The 14,032-nt window shown below is 68.5% G+C and carries 15 protein-coding genes and 1 tRNA gene; 3 read left to right on the top strand and 13 right to left on the bottom strand.

The annotated features are described in order from the left end of the window. A partial coding sequence (locus FQY64_RS14910) for a hypothetical protein (RefSeq protein WP_222431740.1) occupies positions 1–324 on the top strand: 324 nt, incomplete at its 5' end. A gap of 295 nt (positions 325–619) precedes the next feature. On the opposite strand, the gene FQY64_RS01890 is transcribed toward FQY64_RS14910, so the two are convergent. The 12 genes from FQY64_RS01890 to gluQRS form a co-directional block, all read right to left on the bottom strand. Beyond that, positions 620–880, bottom strand: coding sequence for a DUF7660 family protein (locus FQY64_RS01890; protein ID WP_222431739.1), 261 nt, complete (start codon positions 878–880; stop codon positions 620–622). 525 nt (positions 881–1,405) lie between these two features. Continuing rightward, on the bottom strand, positions 1,406–1,708 hold the full coding sequence (locus tag FQY64_RS01885) for a hypothetical protein (RefSeq protein WP_146472001.1): 303 nt from the start codon (positions 1,706–1,708) through the stop codon (positions 1,406–1,408). A 567-nt stretch (positions 1,709–2,275) separates the two neighbouring features. Continuing rightward, positions 2,276–2,593, bottom strand: a complete 318-nt coding sequence (locus FQY64_RS01880; protein WP_146472000.1) for a hypothetical protein — start codon at positions 2,591–2,593, stop codon at positions 2,276–2,278. A gap of 266 nt (positions 2,594–2,859) precedes the next feature. Next, a tRNA-Leu gene (locus FQY64_RS01875) sits at positions 2,860–2,946 on the bottom strand. 38 nt (positions 2,947–2,984) lie between these two features. Beyond that, on the bottom strand, positions 2,985–3,440 hold the full coding sequence (locus FQY64_RS01870) for a DUF2214 family protein (protein ID WP_146471999.1): 456 nt from the start codon (positions 3,438–3,440) through the stop codon (positions 2,985–2,987). Positions 3,441–3,731: 291 nt separating this feature from the next. Further along, on the bottom strand, positions 3,732–4,328 hold the full coding sequence (locus FQY64_RS01865) for a cysteine dioxygenase family protein (protein ID WP_146471998.1): 597 nt from the start codon (positions 4,326–4,328) through the stop codon (positions 3,732–3,734). Positions 4,329–4,500: 172 nt separating this feature from the next. Then, a complete protein-coding gene (metX, locus tag FQY64_RS01860) occupies positions 4,501–5,640 on the bottom strand; it encodes a homoserine O-acetyltransferase MetX (protein ID WP_146471997.1) in 1,140 nt (379 codons plus the stop codon). Positions 5,641–5,714: 74 nt separating this feature from the next. Next, entirely contained in the window at positions 5,715–5,885 is a 171-nt protein-coding gene (locus tag FQY64_RS14660) for a hypothetical protein (RefSeq protein WP_186760824.1), read from the bottom strand. A 7-nt stretch (positions 5,886–5,892) separates the two neighbouring features. Next, the gene (gene phbB, locus FQY64_RS01855; protein ID WP_146471996.1) at positions 5,893–6,630 is read right to left on the bottom strand and encodes an acetoacetyl-CoA reductase; all 738 of its coding nucleotides are present in this window, start codon (positions 6,628–6,630) and stop codon (positions 5,893–5,895) included. A 24-nt stretch (positions 6,631–6,654) separates the two neighbouring features. After that, a complete protein-coding gene (phaR, locus tag FQY64_RS01850) occupies positions 6,655–7,152 on the bottom strand; it encodes a polyhydroxyalkanoate synthesis repressor PhaR (RefSeq protein WP_146471995.1) in 498 nt (165 codons plus the stop codon). 121 nt (positions 7,153–7,273) lie between these two features. After that, a complete protein-coding gene (phbB, locus tag FQY64_RS01845) occupies positions 7,274–8,014 on the bottom strand; it encodes an acetoacetyl-CoA reductase (RefSeq protein ID WP_146471994.1) in 741 nt (246 codons plus the stop codon). A 52-nt stretch (positions 8,015–8,066) separates the two neighbouring features. Beyond that, positions 8,067–8,966 carry a tRNA glutamyl-Q(34) synthetase GluQRS gene (gene gluQRS / locus FQY64_RS01840; protein ID WP_146471993.1) on the bottom strand — a complete coding sequence of 300 codons (900 nt, stop codon included), beginning with the start codon at positions 8,964–8,966 and terminating at the stop codon, positions 8,067–8,069. Positions 8,967–9,048: 82 nt separating this feature from the next. Here gluQRS and htpX point away from each other — a divergent pair, with 82 nt between their 5' ends. Then, on the top strand, positions 9,049–9,969 hold the full coding sequence (gene htpX / locus FQY64_RS01835; RefSeq protein ID WP_146471992.1) for a protease HtpX: 921 nt from the start codon (positions 9,049–9,051) through the stop codon (positions 9,967–9,969). Positions 9,970–10,080: 111 nt separating this feature from the next. Here htpX and FQY64_RS01830 read toward each other — a convergent pair whose 3' ends face one another. Continuing rightward, positions 10,081–11,484 carry a GntP family permease gene (locus FQY64_RS01830; protein ID WP_146471991.1) on the bottom strand — a complete coding sequence of 468 codons (1,404 nt, stop codon included), beginning with the start codon at positions 11,482–11,484 and terminating at the stop codon, positions 10,081–10,083. A 149-nt stretch (positions 11,485–11,633) separates the two neighbouring features. Between FQY64_RS01830 and FQY64_RS01825 the strand changes: the two genes are divergently transcribed. Continuing rightward, positions 11,634–13,877, top strand: a complete 2,244-nt coding sequence (locus FQY64_RS01825) for a TonB-dependent receptor (protein WP_229814964.1) — start codon at positions 11,634–11,636, stop codon at positions 13,875–13,877. Positions 13,878–14,032 lie beyond the last annotated feature (155 nt).

Here is a 14,032-nt window from a genome sequence, read left to right as displayed (position 1 = left end):
GGCCTCCGCCTCACGCAGGAAGCCGATGATCTGCTCTTCGGTAAAACGCTTCTTCACGTCCAATCTCCTTGTCGTTGGGGATTGGACTCCAGATCGCCGTGCTACTCAAAGGCGGGGGGACGTCGCCACAACGCCGCCAATTGCGAATGGCAACAAAGGCCGGGCAAGGCCGTACCAAGGCCTATTGCGCCGGAAGAACTCGTCAATTTGGTGGAGCTTTCCCCTAAACCACGCTTCATCAAGACCGTGGACCTGACATTGCGCCCAAAGCGGGTACGCCTCAACAGTTGCCCCGCGAGTGATGTTGGTTTCGCGCCAGTCTAATGCTCGAAGGCGAACCGACTGAGGCTCTGCTCCACCTAGCCTTGACAGGAGTTCTCCAACAGACCGAGCAACAACTCGCTTGTCTCCCACTTCAGCCGTGACTTCAAACGCATCGTCGCACGGCGCGAAATCCTGCAAGAGGATCGCCTCCAGTTCCTCAAGTGCACGGCTGTCGAGGCGGTTTGGTGGAAGAGCCTGTAGCTTTCGGAATTCCGACATAGTTCCCTCAGAGGCCTAACACCTGAGTTAAGCCGCGCCGCGAAGCGGCGTCGGCTTGGACGAATTGTTAGGCCCCCTACTCATAGCTGCGGCCCGCCCATAGGAACATGGCAAAAGCCTGCCACTCGTTAAGAGGTTGCGGATCGATACGCGCCCCGAACGCCGAGTCCTCAGCCCAGGCAGCTGCCGCCTCCAGAAACGATGCAATGCTTGTGTTGGCCCAAGGGCCCTGAAACCCATCTACTGAGGTGGCTGTACCCTCAAACGCCTCGCGGTCAGCAGCCAACGCATGGACAAACTGCAGGAATGACTCCCGGTCTGTGACCTGCTCGATCATTGCACTTGCGTCGTTACTCGCCATGGGGGCCTAACACCTGAGTTAAGCCGCGCCGCGAAGCGGCGTCGGCTTGGACGAATTGTTAGGCCGCTAGCTAGTCGCCGTCGGCCGCGAAATCTACAAGCCATCCGGCCAAACAGAAGACGAGTGAAACCCAAAACACCGCTTCAAGAGCTGGGAGGGACAACTGCAGTAGTTTGCTTGCTCCAAACGCGCTGAGCGAGAAGGCAAATGCGGCCTGAGCAGTAACGCCGAATCGGCTGGCGCGAACTCCGCCGCGCCAGCGCGGTCGCAGCAGCCCAAACCGTTTCGAGCCTGGCTGTGCCCAAGCAACGTAGAGCGCCGCAGCATAGTAGAGGCTGATGACGGTGTAGCCAGTCAGTAGTGCGATGCGCTGTGCGTCTGATGGGGCAGCCACTAGATTCTCCAAAGCGGCCTAACACCTGAGTTAAGCCGCGCCGCGAAGCGGCGTCGGCTTGGACGAATTGTTAGGCCCCGCCACTGGGCCCCAGCCGACTACGATTATTAGTTCTGGGTTTCCGAAAACGACCAGCGGCCTTCGGTGCGCCTGAAGATGTAGCGTTTGTTCCCCTTCGGTGGCTCCGCGAACAGCAAACCCTCCGGGCTGGTGTACCAGCAAAGCTTGCCCGAAGGTGCGCCGGGAATTTGGCTCCGAAGTGCATCTTCCGAGCTAGCTTCAAGTTTGAGCAGACCGACCGGATCTTGCCCGGGCTGCGCGATGTAGGAATACAGCGGACATTTCGCCGCTTGGACTGGCGTAACCCAGAGAAGCAGCGCAAGGACGAACGGGGCCGACGAATGCTTCATGCGGGGCCTAACACCTGAGTTAAGCCGCGCCGCGAAGCGGCGTCGGCTTGGACGAATCGTTAGCCCCTGCCGGTAAGCTTCACTGGGACTAGCTTTTCGGGATACCTGACGCTGGAGCGACGCCACCAGAAAAGCATACGCCAGCGGACATTGCCACAGCCGCAGGCGCGCCAATAAAGCATACGACGGGGCAGTGCGGAGGGAGTGGCGTACCCACATGAGGTGCAAAGCAGGTATCCACCGATGTGCGGGACCCATCCCGCGCCACCAGCTTCTCGAACGACGAACAGCTTATGAAGCGTGTCGGGGGCCAGAAGCGGTAGTTCTTTGCGCAGCCACCGCTCACGTTCTACTCCGCGGCGATAGTTTTCTGACCACTCCGGGTCGCCGGGCTGAGCTGGGTTCGCCTCGCGCAAAGCGGCCCAAACCGCGGCCGACTGGCGAGCTACCTCAGCCTTTCCAAGCGCTTTCAACTCGCGGCGGCGTTGCTTGTCCATCGTGGGCTAACACCTGAGTTAAGCCGCGCCGCGAAGCGGCGTCGGCTTGGACGAATTGTTAGGCCCCACCTTAGCGGGCTACCGCAAACAGCGCTACAAAGGGCGCCACCAGTAGCACGACTGACAACACAAACCACAGCGGACCCGCCGTGCTCACGCCAGGGTGCCGGCGACGCCAGCGAATAGCTAGGAAGATGCCGGTGGCGAGCAGGACCAGCGAAATTGGATAGCTGAGCGCGCCGAGATAGAGGATGGTGACACCGTCTCCCCACGCCTCTTGCCCGGACGGGCGGAAAACCAACATGTACCAGAGCACGTAAGCCAGCAGCAGCGCACTCGGTACTGACGACGCGGCCAGAAGAATGTTGGACCAGTTGCGAGGCTGCATATGTGGGGCCTAACACCAATTAGTCCCCACAAGCGGGGATATGCACGGCATGTTCAGCGAGTGCACGGGGACGAGTCAACGGCTGGGGCGCGGGGCGGTGGCGCTGGCGCGGTGGTGCAAGTGGGTTGGCGTCGCGGTCGGGAGGGTCTTATTCGAGGGCGTAATGGTTACGCCTCCGGTCCGCGCGGTAAGCAGGGTGCGCTGGCGGTGCGCAGGTGAAGTGCGTGCGGAAAAAAGGAAAGGCCGCGCGAGGCGGCCTTTCGGGATGGTGCCGGAAGTGGGACTCGAACCCACACGCTTTTGAGGGCGGCGGATTTTGAGTCCGCTGCGTCTACCAGTTCCGCCATTCCGGCGCGGGTGGGAAGTATAGCGGCGCGCGTGCTGCCGTGGGTCACAGGCCGCCGTGGCGCGCCATGCCGGCGGCGAACACGAACACCAGGGCGAGCAGGGCGAGCTGCAGGCGCACCTGGCGCCGCGCGCGCGTCCAGTCTTCGACGGGGACGGCGGCGTCGGGGCGATCGCGCAGGGCGCGCCGCCAGCGCAGGTAGCGCAGCGTGGGCCCCAGCGAGAGCAGGCCGATCAGCAGGAACGTGCCCAGCTTGGCCCAGAACCACGGGTTGTGCGCGTAGAAGTCGTGCCCTTTCAGGCCGAAGCCGATGCGTGCCAGTCCCGCCAGCAGCAGCGCCAGCGCGGTCATCCCGTAGCCGGCGTCGAGGCGCGCCAGACGCTGCACGGTGGCGGCATCGGGCGCGGGCGCGCGCAGCAGCGCGGCTTCGGCGACCAGCATCGCCACCAGGCCGTAGACCAGCAGGTGATGCAGGCTGGCGAGGAGGAAGTCGGTGAGCATCGGCGTCGGCTCGGGCGAACGGCCGGCCGAGATTAACGATGCGGCGCGCGGGAGGCGAGAGTGGGCATGGGCAGGGGCCCGTCCACGCCGCACCCTCACCCAACCCTTCGTCCGGCCTGCCGCAGCGCGGCAGGCGTTCGGATGACCCGCGCGGCTGTGCCGCGCAAGCGGGTCATCCTCACCCCGCAGGCGGGTGAGGCCCAGGTGTCGATCGAGCGTGACGCGCAGGGGCTCCGCGGAAGCGGACCGCGGTGGGCGCGCGGGATGCGCGGAGGAAGCGGAAGGCCGGCGTCAGCCCGCGGGGTCCAGGCACAGTGTTCGGCTGGCGCGGCGGTACCACTCGCCGCCTTCCGGCAGGAAGGTGGAGCAGCGCTCCATCGAGCGCTGGTAGATGTGCAGCGAGACGGCCACCGCGTCCTCGCTGGCGTTGCGGATGGTGTGGTACTCGTGCGGCGGGATCAGGCTGCCGGCGCTGCCGGGGCCGGCGTGCATGCCGCCGGCGGCGCGGAAGCGGAAGCGGTCGCCGTCGCGTTCGAGCAGCTCGTACTGGGTGATCTCCAGTTCGCCGTGCCACACGCCCTCCACGCACCACAGGCCGCAGTGGTCGTGCACCGGCGTGCCCTGGCCGGGGCCCCACGTCATCGCCACCACGCTGTAGCCGTGTTCGTCGCTGCGGTACAGCTCGCGGCGGGCGTAGTGATCGCCGATCGGCTCGAACACGCATTCCGGCAGGCGCACGCTGCGGTTGCGGATCAGGCCGCACAGCGCGCTGCGCAGGGCGGCGGTGACGGCGTGCTCGTCGCCTGCGGTCACCGCGGCGTCGATGGCGGCGACCAGCCGGTCGCGGTCGGGGAACAGGGCGTTCGGGGGCGCGGCGACGGCGTTCATGCGGCCGATTCTACGCCGGCCGATCCGGCACCGGGCGGCCTCCGGTCACGCCGCCGCCCGTGCGACGGACGAGGCGACAACCGCAGGGAGGCAGACGCGCCCGTCCCTGCAACGCACCGGAGCGAGCGCTTGCCGCCCGTCCGCGACACGCCGGGCGCGGGGCGCTGCCGCGTCAGCGCACGCGGTCGAGGAAGCCGCGCACCGCCGGCCCGAAGCGCGCGATGTCGACCAGGAACGCGTCGTGCCCCTGCGGCGATTCCAGCGGCAGGAAGCGCGCGTCGGCGCCGCCCGCGGCCAGGCCTTCGGCGATCTCCTGCTGCTGCTGCAGCGGGAACAGGATGTCGGTGTGCACGCCGATCGCCAGCGCGCGCTCGATGCGGATGCGCGAGAGCGCGTCGCGCGCGTCGGCGGCCCGGCTGGTGGGCTGCACCTGGCAGTAGTCGCCGAGGTCGAACCAGTCCATCGAGCGGCTGAGGTAGAGATAGCAGTTCGGATCGAAGCGCCGCACGAAGCGGCGCGCGTGCGCCTCGAGATAGCTTTCGACCTCGAACTCCAGCCCGAACGGATCGTCGTCGGGGCGGCGGTCCGGGTCCAGTCGCACGCGGCCGAAACGGCCGTCCCATTCCAGTGCCGAGCGGTAGGTGATCACGCCCAGCTTGCGCGCCATGCGCATGCCCGATTCGGGGTAGCGCTCGTCGGTGTAGTGGCCGTGGTTCCAGTTGGGATCGAGCCGGATCGCCTCGCGCTGCAGCGAGCGGATCGCGATCGAGAACGGCAGCGCGCGCGCCGCGCCGGAGATGTTGATGTGCGTGCGGGCGATGCCGGGGTGGCGCGAGAGCAGGGCGAGCGCGACCATGCCGCCCATCGAGTTGCCGATCACGCAGGCGAGCCGTTCCACGCCCAGCGCGCGCACCACGTGCGCCGCGGCGTCGGCGCCGTCCTCGACCGACAGGTCCGGAAAATCGAGCCGGTACGGTTCGCCGGTCGCGGGGTTGGTCGACGCCGGCCCGGTCGAGCCCTTGCAACTGCCCAGCGAGTTCACGCAGATCACGAACCAGCGGTCGGTGTCGATCGGCCGGCCGGGGCCGAGCATGGCCTCCCACCAGCCGGGCTCGGGGTTGCGCTCGCTGGATGCCGCATGCGCGTCGGGCGACAGGCCGGTGAGGATCAGCACGGCGTTGTCGCCTTCGTCGTCGAGCGTGCCCCAGGTCTCGTAGGCCATGCGCGCGCCGTGCAACGCGCCGCCCCGCTTCATCGGGAACGGCGAGGGCAGTTCGACGAAGCGGGTGCCGGGTGGGATGAATTCGGTCATGCGCGAAAGTGTAACGGGCGCGCCCGCATGGCCCGGCGCGCCGCGCCGGCATGTCGGTATGCCCGGCGCCGCGCTCACATGCCGCGCAGCAGCGTGCCCAGCAGCAGCACGGCGAAGCCGATCGTCACCAGCCAGAACGCGAACGGCGCCAGCGCCGGCAACAGGCCGAACTTGGCGGCCAGACCGGCACCGCCGGCGGCGACGGCGACGAACCAGGCGAAGGGACTCGGGGCGGTCAGCTTCATCGCATCCTCAGAAACTCATGAACAGTCCGCCGTTGACCGGCAGGTTGGCGCCGGTGATGAAACCGGCATCGTCGTCGGCCAGGAACGCCACCGCGCGGGCGATCTCCTCCGGGCGTCCGAGCCGGCCGACCGGCACCTGCTCGACGATCTTGGCGCGGACGGCGTCGGGAATGGCCGCCACCATCGCCGTCTCGCAGTAGCCCGGCGAGACCGAGTTGACGGTGACGCCCTTGCGCGCCACCTCGCGCGCCAGCGCCATGGTGAAACCGTGCATGCCGGCCTTGGCGGCGGCGTAGTTGGTCTGCCCGAACTGGCCGGTCTGGCCGTTGACCGAGCTGATGTTGACGATGCGGCCGAAACCGCGCGCGGCCATGCCCTCGACCGCATGGCGGCACAGGTTGAACACGCCGCCCAGGTTGACCTCCAACACCGCGTCCCATTGCGCCGGCTCCATCTTCCGCAGGGTGACGTCGCGGGTGATGCCGGCGGCGTTGACGAGGATGTCGAGCGCGCCGTGGGCCGCTTCGATCGCGCGCACCGCTTCGCCGCAGGCCGCGAAGTCGGTGACGTCGAGCGGCATGACGTGCACGTCGAGGCCGGCGGTTTCGCGGCGGAACGCGTCGAGCCGCTCCGGCCGCGGCAGATCGAGCGCGATCACGGTGCGGCCGGCGCGGGCGAGGTGGAGACAGATCGCGGTGCCGAGACCGCCGAGGCCGCCACTGACGGCGGCAATGCGTTTGCTCATCGGGAAAGCGCGGAGGAGGGCGGCTCAGCCTTCGGGCTTGACGCCGTTCTTGCTGTGCTTGGGTTTGGCGCCGACGGGCTGGCCGACGTTGCTGGCGAGGTTCTGCTGGAACTCCTTCCAGATCGCCAGGTTGCGCTCGGTGAGCTGGTTGAGCATGGCCCACGGCGTCTGCCCGAGCATGCTGCCGAACTGGCTGCGGAACTGCTGCTGCTGCTCCATGAACAGTTGCATCGAGCGCTCCAGGTAGCTGCTCATGAAGCCCTGCATCGAATCGCCGTAGAAGCGGATGATCTGGCTGAGCATCTGCGTGGTGAGCACCGGCTCGCCGGCCTGTTCGTGCTCGGCGATGATCTGCAGCAGCACCTGGCGGGTGAGGTCCTCGCCGGTGCGGGCGTCGCGCACCTCGAACTCCTCGCCGTCGACGATCAGTTGGCGCACGTCCTCGATCGTGATGTAGGTGGAGATCTCGGTGTCGTAGAGGCGCCGGTTCGGGTATTTCTTGATCACGCGCGGCGGGGCCATCGAGCATCCACTCTAAAAACCGTGATGCCCCGCAGCATGGCGCAGCGGAAAGGGCCTTGCAAGATGTGGCGGATCGCGTTCCGACGGGCTGCAACGGGCCGGTGCCGCCGGCCCGTCGGCCTCACCAGCCCATGTACTGGCCGCCGTTCACGGCGAGGTTCGCCCCGGTGATCCAGTCGGCCTCCTCGGGGATGAAGAAGGCGACCGCGTAGGCGATCTCCTCGGGCTTGCCGAGGCGGCCGGTCGGGATCTGCGCGACGATCTTCTCGCGCACCGGTTCCGGGACGGCCATCACCATGTCGGTGGCGATGTAGCCCGGCGATACCGTGTTCACGGTGATGCCGAAGCGGGCGTTCTCCTGCGCCAGCGAGATGGTGAAGCCGTGCATGCCGGCCTTGGCGGCGGCGTAGTTGGCCTGGCCGTACTGGCCCTTCTGGCCGTTGATCGAGCTGATCTGGATGATCCGCCCCCAGCGGCGTTCGCGCATGCCCTCGATCACCGGGCGGGTGACGTTGAAGCAGGAGTTGAGGTTGGTGTTGATCACCTCCTGCCACTGCAGCGCGCTCATCTTGTGGAAGGTGGTGTCGCGGGTGATGCCGGCGTTGTTGACGAGGATCTCGACCGGGCCGAGCTGGCGCTCGATCTCGCGCACCATCGCCTCGGCGTGCTCGGGCGAGGCCACGTCCCCGGGCGCCATCGCCACCTCCACGCCGCGTTCGCGCATGCGGGCCTGCCAGGCGCGCGCCCGGGCCTCGTCGCGGTAGTTGGTGGCCACGCGGTGTCCCATCCGCGCCAGCCGCTCGATGATGGCGGTGCCGATGCCGCCGGTGCCTCCGGTAACCAATGCCACGCGTGACTGCATGAATCCGTCTCCTTGGCCGCACCGTGCGGCCTGCAGCGAGTCTAGTCGGGCTTCATGAAAGCATGTTGTGCGTCGCAGCGGGCATCACGGGGCGGCGCGGGATGCGGTGGCGCTCGAAGCGTTCGACGGCCTGGCGCAGGAAGCGGTCGCGGTCGCTGTCGTCGGCGAACGGCGCCTGGCCCAGCGCCTGCCACGCGCGGCGCAGGGCGGGCAGCGGATCGGCCGCGTCCACCGGCAGCGCGGCCTCCGACTTGGACAGCTTGCGTCCGTGCGTGTCCAGCACGAGCGGCAGATGGGCATGGCCGGGGGTGGGCAGGCCGAGCGTCCGCTGCAGCAGGATCTGGCGCGGGGTGGAGTCGAGCAGGTCGGCCCCGCGCACGACCTCGGTGATGCCCTGTGCGGCATCGTCCACCACCACCGCAAGCTGGTAGGCCCAGCAGCCGTCCGCGCGCCGCAGCACGAAGTCGCCGACCGCGGCGGCCACGTCCTGGCGCTGCGGGCCGTGGACCGCATCGACGAACGCGATCGCGCTGCCGTCGGGCACGCGCAGGCGGATCGCCGGATCGCGCCGGCGGCGGCCCGGCACGCAGCGGCGGTGCACGCCGCCGGCTTCGGCCAGGTCGCTGCGGCTGCAATGGCAGACGAACGCGTGGCCTTCGTCCAGCAGACGCTCGAGCGCGGCGCGGTACAGCGCATCGCGCGCGCTCTGGCGCACCACCTCGCCGTCGGCCTGCAGGCCGAACGCGCGCAGCGTGGCGAGCTGCGCCTCGGCGGCGCCGGCGACTTCGCGGAAACGGTCCACGTCCTCGATGCGCACGAGCCACGCGCCGCCGGCGCTGCGCGCCATCAGCCAGCTACCGAACGCGGCCAGCAGCGAGCCGAAGTGCAGCGGGCCGGTGGGCGAGGGCGCGAAGCGGCCGCAGTAGGGCGCGGGGGTGTCGGTCAACCGCATGCGTTCGTCTTGAATTCAAGCCCAGCCTGCCACATTTCACGCTCTGACCGCGCACGGTGCGCGGAATCGTTCGCCCAAGACCATGCTCAAGCGTATCGCGCTGTTCCTCGCCACCAATCTGGCCGTCCTGCTGCTGCTCGGCATCGTGCTTTCGGTGCTGCAGGCGGTATTCGGCATTTCCCTTCGCAACGACGCCGGGCTGCTGGTCGTCGCGGCGGTGTTCGGCTTCGGCGGCTCGCTGATCTCGCTGCTGATGTCCAAGTGGGTCGCCAAGATGAGCACCGGCGCGCAGGTGATCGAACAGCCGCGCAACGAGGCCGAGCGCTGGCTGGTGGAGACCGTCCGCCGTCAGGCGCAGGCGGCCGGGATCGGCATGCCCGAAGTCGCCATCTACGAGGCGCCCGAGATCAACGCCTTCGCCACCGGCGCCAACCGCAACAACGCGCTGGTGGCAGTGTCCACCGGCCTGCTGCGGGCGATGAACCGCGACGAGGCCGAAGCCGTGCTCGGCCACGAGGTCGCCCACATCGCCAACGGCGACATGATCACCATGGCGCTGATCCAGGGCGTGCTCAACACCTTCGTGATCGTGCTGGCGCGTCTGGTCGGCCGGGTGGTCGACGGCGTGCTCAGCGGCAACCGCGACGGCGAGAGCAGCGGCGGCATCGGCTATTTCGTCACCGTGTTCGTGCTGGAGATCGTCTTCGGCCTGTTCGCCAGCATGATCGCGATGTGGTTCTCGCGTCATCGCGAGTTCCGCGCCGATGCGGGCGGCGCGCGCCTGGCCGGCCGCGACAAGATGATCGCCGCGCTCGAGCGGCTGGCGATGACCTACGGCGAAAGCACGCTGCCCAAGCAGGTGCAGGCGTTCGGCATCAGCGGCGGCGTGGGGCAGGGGCTGGCGCGCCTGTTCATGAGCCATCCGCCGCTGGCCGAGCGCATCCAGGCCCTGCGCGAGGCGCGTCCGGACGAGCGCGCCGTGCGGCAGGGCGTGGTCGCCTGATCCGCCGCAGGCCGGTGCCGCCGCCGGTGCGGCGGCGTCGCGCGTCCCGACCGGTCTTCCCAGCGCCCCCGGCGGCCGCACCGTCGGGGGCGTCGCGCATCTTCCGGCGCGCTACACCCAGCCCGTCAGGTAGAACAGCGCGATCACCACGCCGACCGCGGCGGTCTTGATCAGCGTGACCGCGAAGATGTCGCGATAGGCCTGGCGGTGGGTGAGGCCGGTGACGGCGAGCAGGGTGATCACCGCGCCGTTGTGCGGCAGCGTGTCCATGCCGCCGGAGGCCATCGCCACCACGCGGTGGAGCACGTCCATCGGGATGCCGGCCGCATTGGCGGCGGCGATCATGCTTTCGGACATGGCGGCGAGCGCGATGCTCATGCCGCCCGAGGCCGAGCCGGTGATGCCGGCCAGCGAGGTCACCGTCACCGCCGCGTTCACCAGCGGATCGGGCACCGCCGACAGGGCATTGGCCACCAGCAGGAAGCCGGGCAGGGCGGCGATCACCGCGCCGAATCCGTATTCCGATGCCGTGTTCATCGCCGCGAGCATCGCGCCGCCGATCGCCGTTCTGGTGCCGTCGGCGAAGCTGCGGACCACCGGCTTCCACGCGAACGCCAGCACGCTGAGGATGCCGACCAGCAGCGCGCCTTCGACCGCCCAGATCGCGGCGACCTTGGAGACTTCCTGCACCACCGGCGGCGCACTGCCGATCACGGCCGGATCGAACGCGTGCTCGGTGCCGTACAGGCGCGGAATCCACACCGTGAACAGCTTGTTGCTCACGCCCACCAGCACCAGCGGCAACAGCGCCAGCCAGGCCGGGACGAGGCGGTCGCCGGCGAACGGGGCCGGCTCGTTCACCAGTGCCGCCGGATCGCCGTAGCCTTCGCCCGCCGCGGCGGCCTTGCGCCGGCGCGATTCGAGATACAGCAGTCCGAGGGCGAGGATGAACACGCCGCCGAGCGTGCCGAGCACCGGCGCCGCCCAGGCGTCGGTGCCGAAGAACGTGGTGGGGATGATGTTCTGGATCTGCGGCGTGCCGGGCAGGGCGTCCATCGTGAAGGTGAACGCGCCGAGCGCGATCGTGCCGGGGATCAGGCGCTTGGGGATGTCGCTCTGGCGGAACAGCTCGGCGGCGAACGGGTACACCGCGAACACCACCACGAACAGCGACACGCCGCCGTAGGTCAGCAGCGCGCACACCAGCACGATCGACAGCATCGCGCGCTTCGTGCCGACCACCTTGATGGTGGAGGCGACGATGGCCTTCGAGAACCCGGAGGTCTCGATCAGCTTGCCGAAGATCGCGCCGAGCAGGAACACCGGGAAGTACAGCTTGAGGAAGCCGACCATCTTGTCCATGAACAGGCCGGTGAACATCGGCGCCACCAGCGAGGGGTCGGTCAGCAGCACGGCGCCGAGCGCCGCCACCGGCGCGAACAGGATCACGCTGTAGCCGCGGTAGGCGACGACCATCAGGAACGCCAGCGCGGCGAGCACGATCAGCAGCGACATTCGGCAGTCCTCGGGCAGGTTGCGCGCAGTATCCGCACCCGGTTTCCGCAGCCGGCATTGTCCGAAGGTACAGGTCCGGTCACGCGGCCGTTCGCCTAGGGTGCGCACGACGGCACCGAGTGCCACCCGTCCGCCGCGAGGGAACAACCGTGAAGCGTCGCATTGCCGCAAGCCGCACCCATCTCAGTCTCGCCATCGCCTGCGCGCTGCTCGCTCCGCCCGCCTGGGCGCAGAGCGCCGACGCGCAGACGCAGCAGCCCCAGGCCGAGGCCACGACGCTCGGCGGCGTCACCGTGACCGCGCGCAAGCGCGAGGAGACGCTGCAGGAAGTGCCGGTGGCGGTCACCGCGTTCACGCCGGAGGCGCTGGACCGGCTGGCGGTGGACGACCTCGGCGATCTCGACGCGCAGGTGCCGAACCTCACCGTCTACGCCGCGCGCGGCTCCAGCAGCACGATCACCGCCTACATCCGCGGCATCGGCCAGTCCGATCCGCTGTGGGGCGTCGATCCGGGCGTGGGCATCTACATGGACGATGTCTACATCGCGCGTCCGCAGGGCGCGCTGCTGGACGTGTTCGACGTCGAGCGCATCGAGGTGCTGCGCGGACCGCAGGGCACGCTGTACGGCAAGAACACCATCGGCGGCGCGATCAAGTACGTCGCGCGCGGGCTGCCGCAGTCGTTCGATGGCTTCGCCTCGGTGACGGTGGGCAACTACGACCAGCTCGACGTCAAGGCGGCGGTCGGCGGCCCGCTGGGCAGCGAGAGCCTGCGCGGCCGCGTCGCCGTCGCCAGCCTCAACCGCGACGGCTTCGGCGAGAACGTGCGCACCGGGCAGGACGTGAGCGACAAGGAGATCCTCGCCTTCCGCGGCCAGCTCGGCGCGTGGATCGGCGACGACGTCGACATCCAGTTCGCGTTCGACTGGATGGACGACCAGTCCGGCGTGCGCGGCGCGCGCATGCTGGCGCCGAACCGGTTCGCCCCGACCCAGGCGCCGATGGACGACCGCTACGACGTCCGCAACGGCATGCCCAACGTCAACGACACCACGATGAAGGGCGCCTCGGCCACGGTGAACTGGCGCGCGAGCGAGGACTGGGTGTTCAAGTACGTGCTCGCCAAGCGCGAGTCGGACACCGAGACCAACATCGATTTCGACACGCTGCCGAACATCATCGCCGATGTGAAGGCGTTCTACGCCGACGAGCAGGTCAGCCACGAACTGCAGGCCAACTACGACGCCGGCGGCCGCGCGCGCGGCGTGATGGGCGTCTACGCGTTCGACGGCGAGGCTGGCGGCCAGGTGCTCAACAACTTCTTCAACCTGTCCTTCGGCGACACCCAGGGCACGGTCTACACCGAGAGCGTCGCCGTCTACGCCGACTGGACGTTCGATCTCACCGAGCGCCTCACGCTCGACGTCGGCGCCCGCTACACGGACGAGAAGAAGCGCGCGCGGGTGCTGAACCGTTGCTACAGCGATGCCACCTTCAGCCAGCTCGCGGTGCGCTGCGCGGCGAACAATCCGACGCCGATCGCGGCCAACTTCGACAAGCGCATCGACTTCCAGAACCTGTCGCCGAAGGTGTCGCTCGACTGGCAGGCGACCGACGGCATCATGCTGTACGCGCTCGCCACCCGCGGCTTCAAGTCAGGCGGCTACAACATCCGCGCGCAGGCCACCGCGGTGCCGCGCTCGGCCGAGCCGTTCGACGACGAGGTGGTCGACAGCTACGAGGTCGGCAGCAAGATGGCCTTCCTCGACGACACGCTGTTCCTCAACCTGGCCTACTTCCACAACAGGTACAAGGACATCCAGCTGTCGGTGTTCACCGCCTACGACAGCAACGGCGACGGCACCAACGACGCCTTCTTCGGCGACTTCACCAATGCCGGCGCCGGCACGGTCCGCGGCTTCGAGGTCGAGTACCAGTGGCTGCCCACCGAGCACTGGCTGCTGACCGGCAACCTCGCGTGGCTGGACGCGGAGTACGACGAGTTCATGTACGCCGGCGTCAACATCGCCGACGAGCAGGAGTTCACCAACGCGCCGAAATTCTCCGGCGCCGTCAATCTCGAGTACCGCACCGACATCGGCGCCGGCAACCTCGCGGCGCGGGTGGGCTACAGCTACCAGGACGACGTGGTGGCGACCACCGAGATCGTGCGCACCGGCGCGCGGCCGATCACCCAGGACGCCTACGGCCTGGTCAACGCCGGCGTGACCTGGCGCAGCGGCGGGCCGTGGTCGGTGACGGTGCAGGGCACCAACCTCACCGACAAGGAATACCGCACCACCGGCTACAACCTGCAGAGCGCGCTCGGCGTGCTGACCGGTTTCTACGGGCCGCCGCGGCAGTACGCGGTGACGGTGCGGTACGACTTCTGAGTTGTCGCTTTCGTATCCGCGCGCCGCTGTTCGTGCCTTCGCGAAACCCGTCGCCCCGGCGAAAGCCGGGGCCCATTGTTGCGAGCGCACCAGCAAGAGCGGATCGGGCCCCGGCTTTCGCCGGGGCGACGGAAGGTGCCCGGCACGTTCGGCGA

The sequence above is a fragment of the Vulcaniibacterium thermophilum genome, from assembly GCF_007923255.1.
Lineage (GTDB): Bacteria > Pseudomonadota > Gammaproteobacteria > Xanthomonadales > Xanthomonadaceae > Lysobacter_F > Lysobacter_F thermophilum.
Note: the sequence above shows the minus strand (reverse complement) of the source record. Positions and strands in the feature narration are given on the sequence as shown.

Coding starts and splice junctions, on each gene's coding strand:
- FQY64_RS01885 (WP_146472001.1), bottom strand. CDS start 1,708: ATGAAGCATTCGTCGGCCCCGTTCGTCCTTGCGCTGCTTCTCTGGGTT.
- FQY64_RS01870 (WP_146471999.1), bottom strand. CDS start 3,440: ATGCTCACCGACTTCCTCCTCGCCAGCCTGCATCACCTGCTGGTCTAC.
- phbB (WP_146471994.1), bottom strand. CDS start 8,014: ATGCAGTCACGCGTGGCATTGGTTACCGGAGGCACCGGCGGCATCGGC.
- phaR (WP_146471995.1), bottom strand. CDS start 7,152: ATGGCCCCGCCGCGCGTGATCAAGAAATACCCGAACCGGCGCCTCTAC.
- FQY64_RS01830 (WP_146471991.1), bottom strand. CDS start 11,484: ATGTCGCTGCTGATCGTGCTCGCCGCGCTGGCGTTCCTGATGGTCGTC.
- FQY64_RS14660 (WP_186760824.1), bottom strand. CDS start 5,885: ATGAAGCTGACCGCCCCGAGTCCCTTCGCCTGGTTCGTCGCCGTCGCC.
- htpX (WP_146471992.1), top strand. CDS start 9,049: ATGCTCAAGCGTATCGCGCTGTTCCTCGCCACCAATCTGGCCGTCCTG.
- FQY64_RS01865 (WP_146471998.1), bottom strand. CDS start 4,328: ATGAACGCCGTCGCCGCGCCCCCGAACGCCCTGTTCCCCGACCGCGAC.
- gluQRS (WP_146471993.1), bottom strand. CDS start 8,966: ATGCGGTTGACCGACACCCCCGCGCCCTACTGCGGCCGCTTCGCGCCC.
- metX (WP_146471997.1), bottom strand. CDS start 5,640: ATGACCGAATTCATCCCACCCGGCACCCGCTTCGTCGAACTGCCCTCG.
- FQY64_RS01890 (WP_222431739.1), bottom strand. CDS start 880: ATGATCGAGCAGGTCACAGACCGGGAGTCATTCCTGCAGTTTGTCCAT.
- phbB (WP_146471996.1), bottom strand. CDS start 6,630: ATGAGCAAACGCATTGCCGCCGTCAGTGGCGGCCTCGGCGGTCTCGGC.
- FQY64_RS01880 (WP_146472000.1), bottom strand. CDS start 2,593: ATGCAGCCTCGCAACTGGTCCAACATTCTTCTGGCCGCGTCGTCAGTA.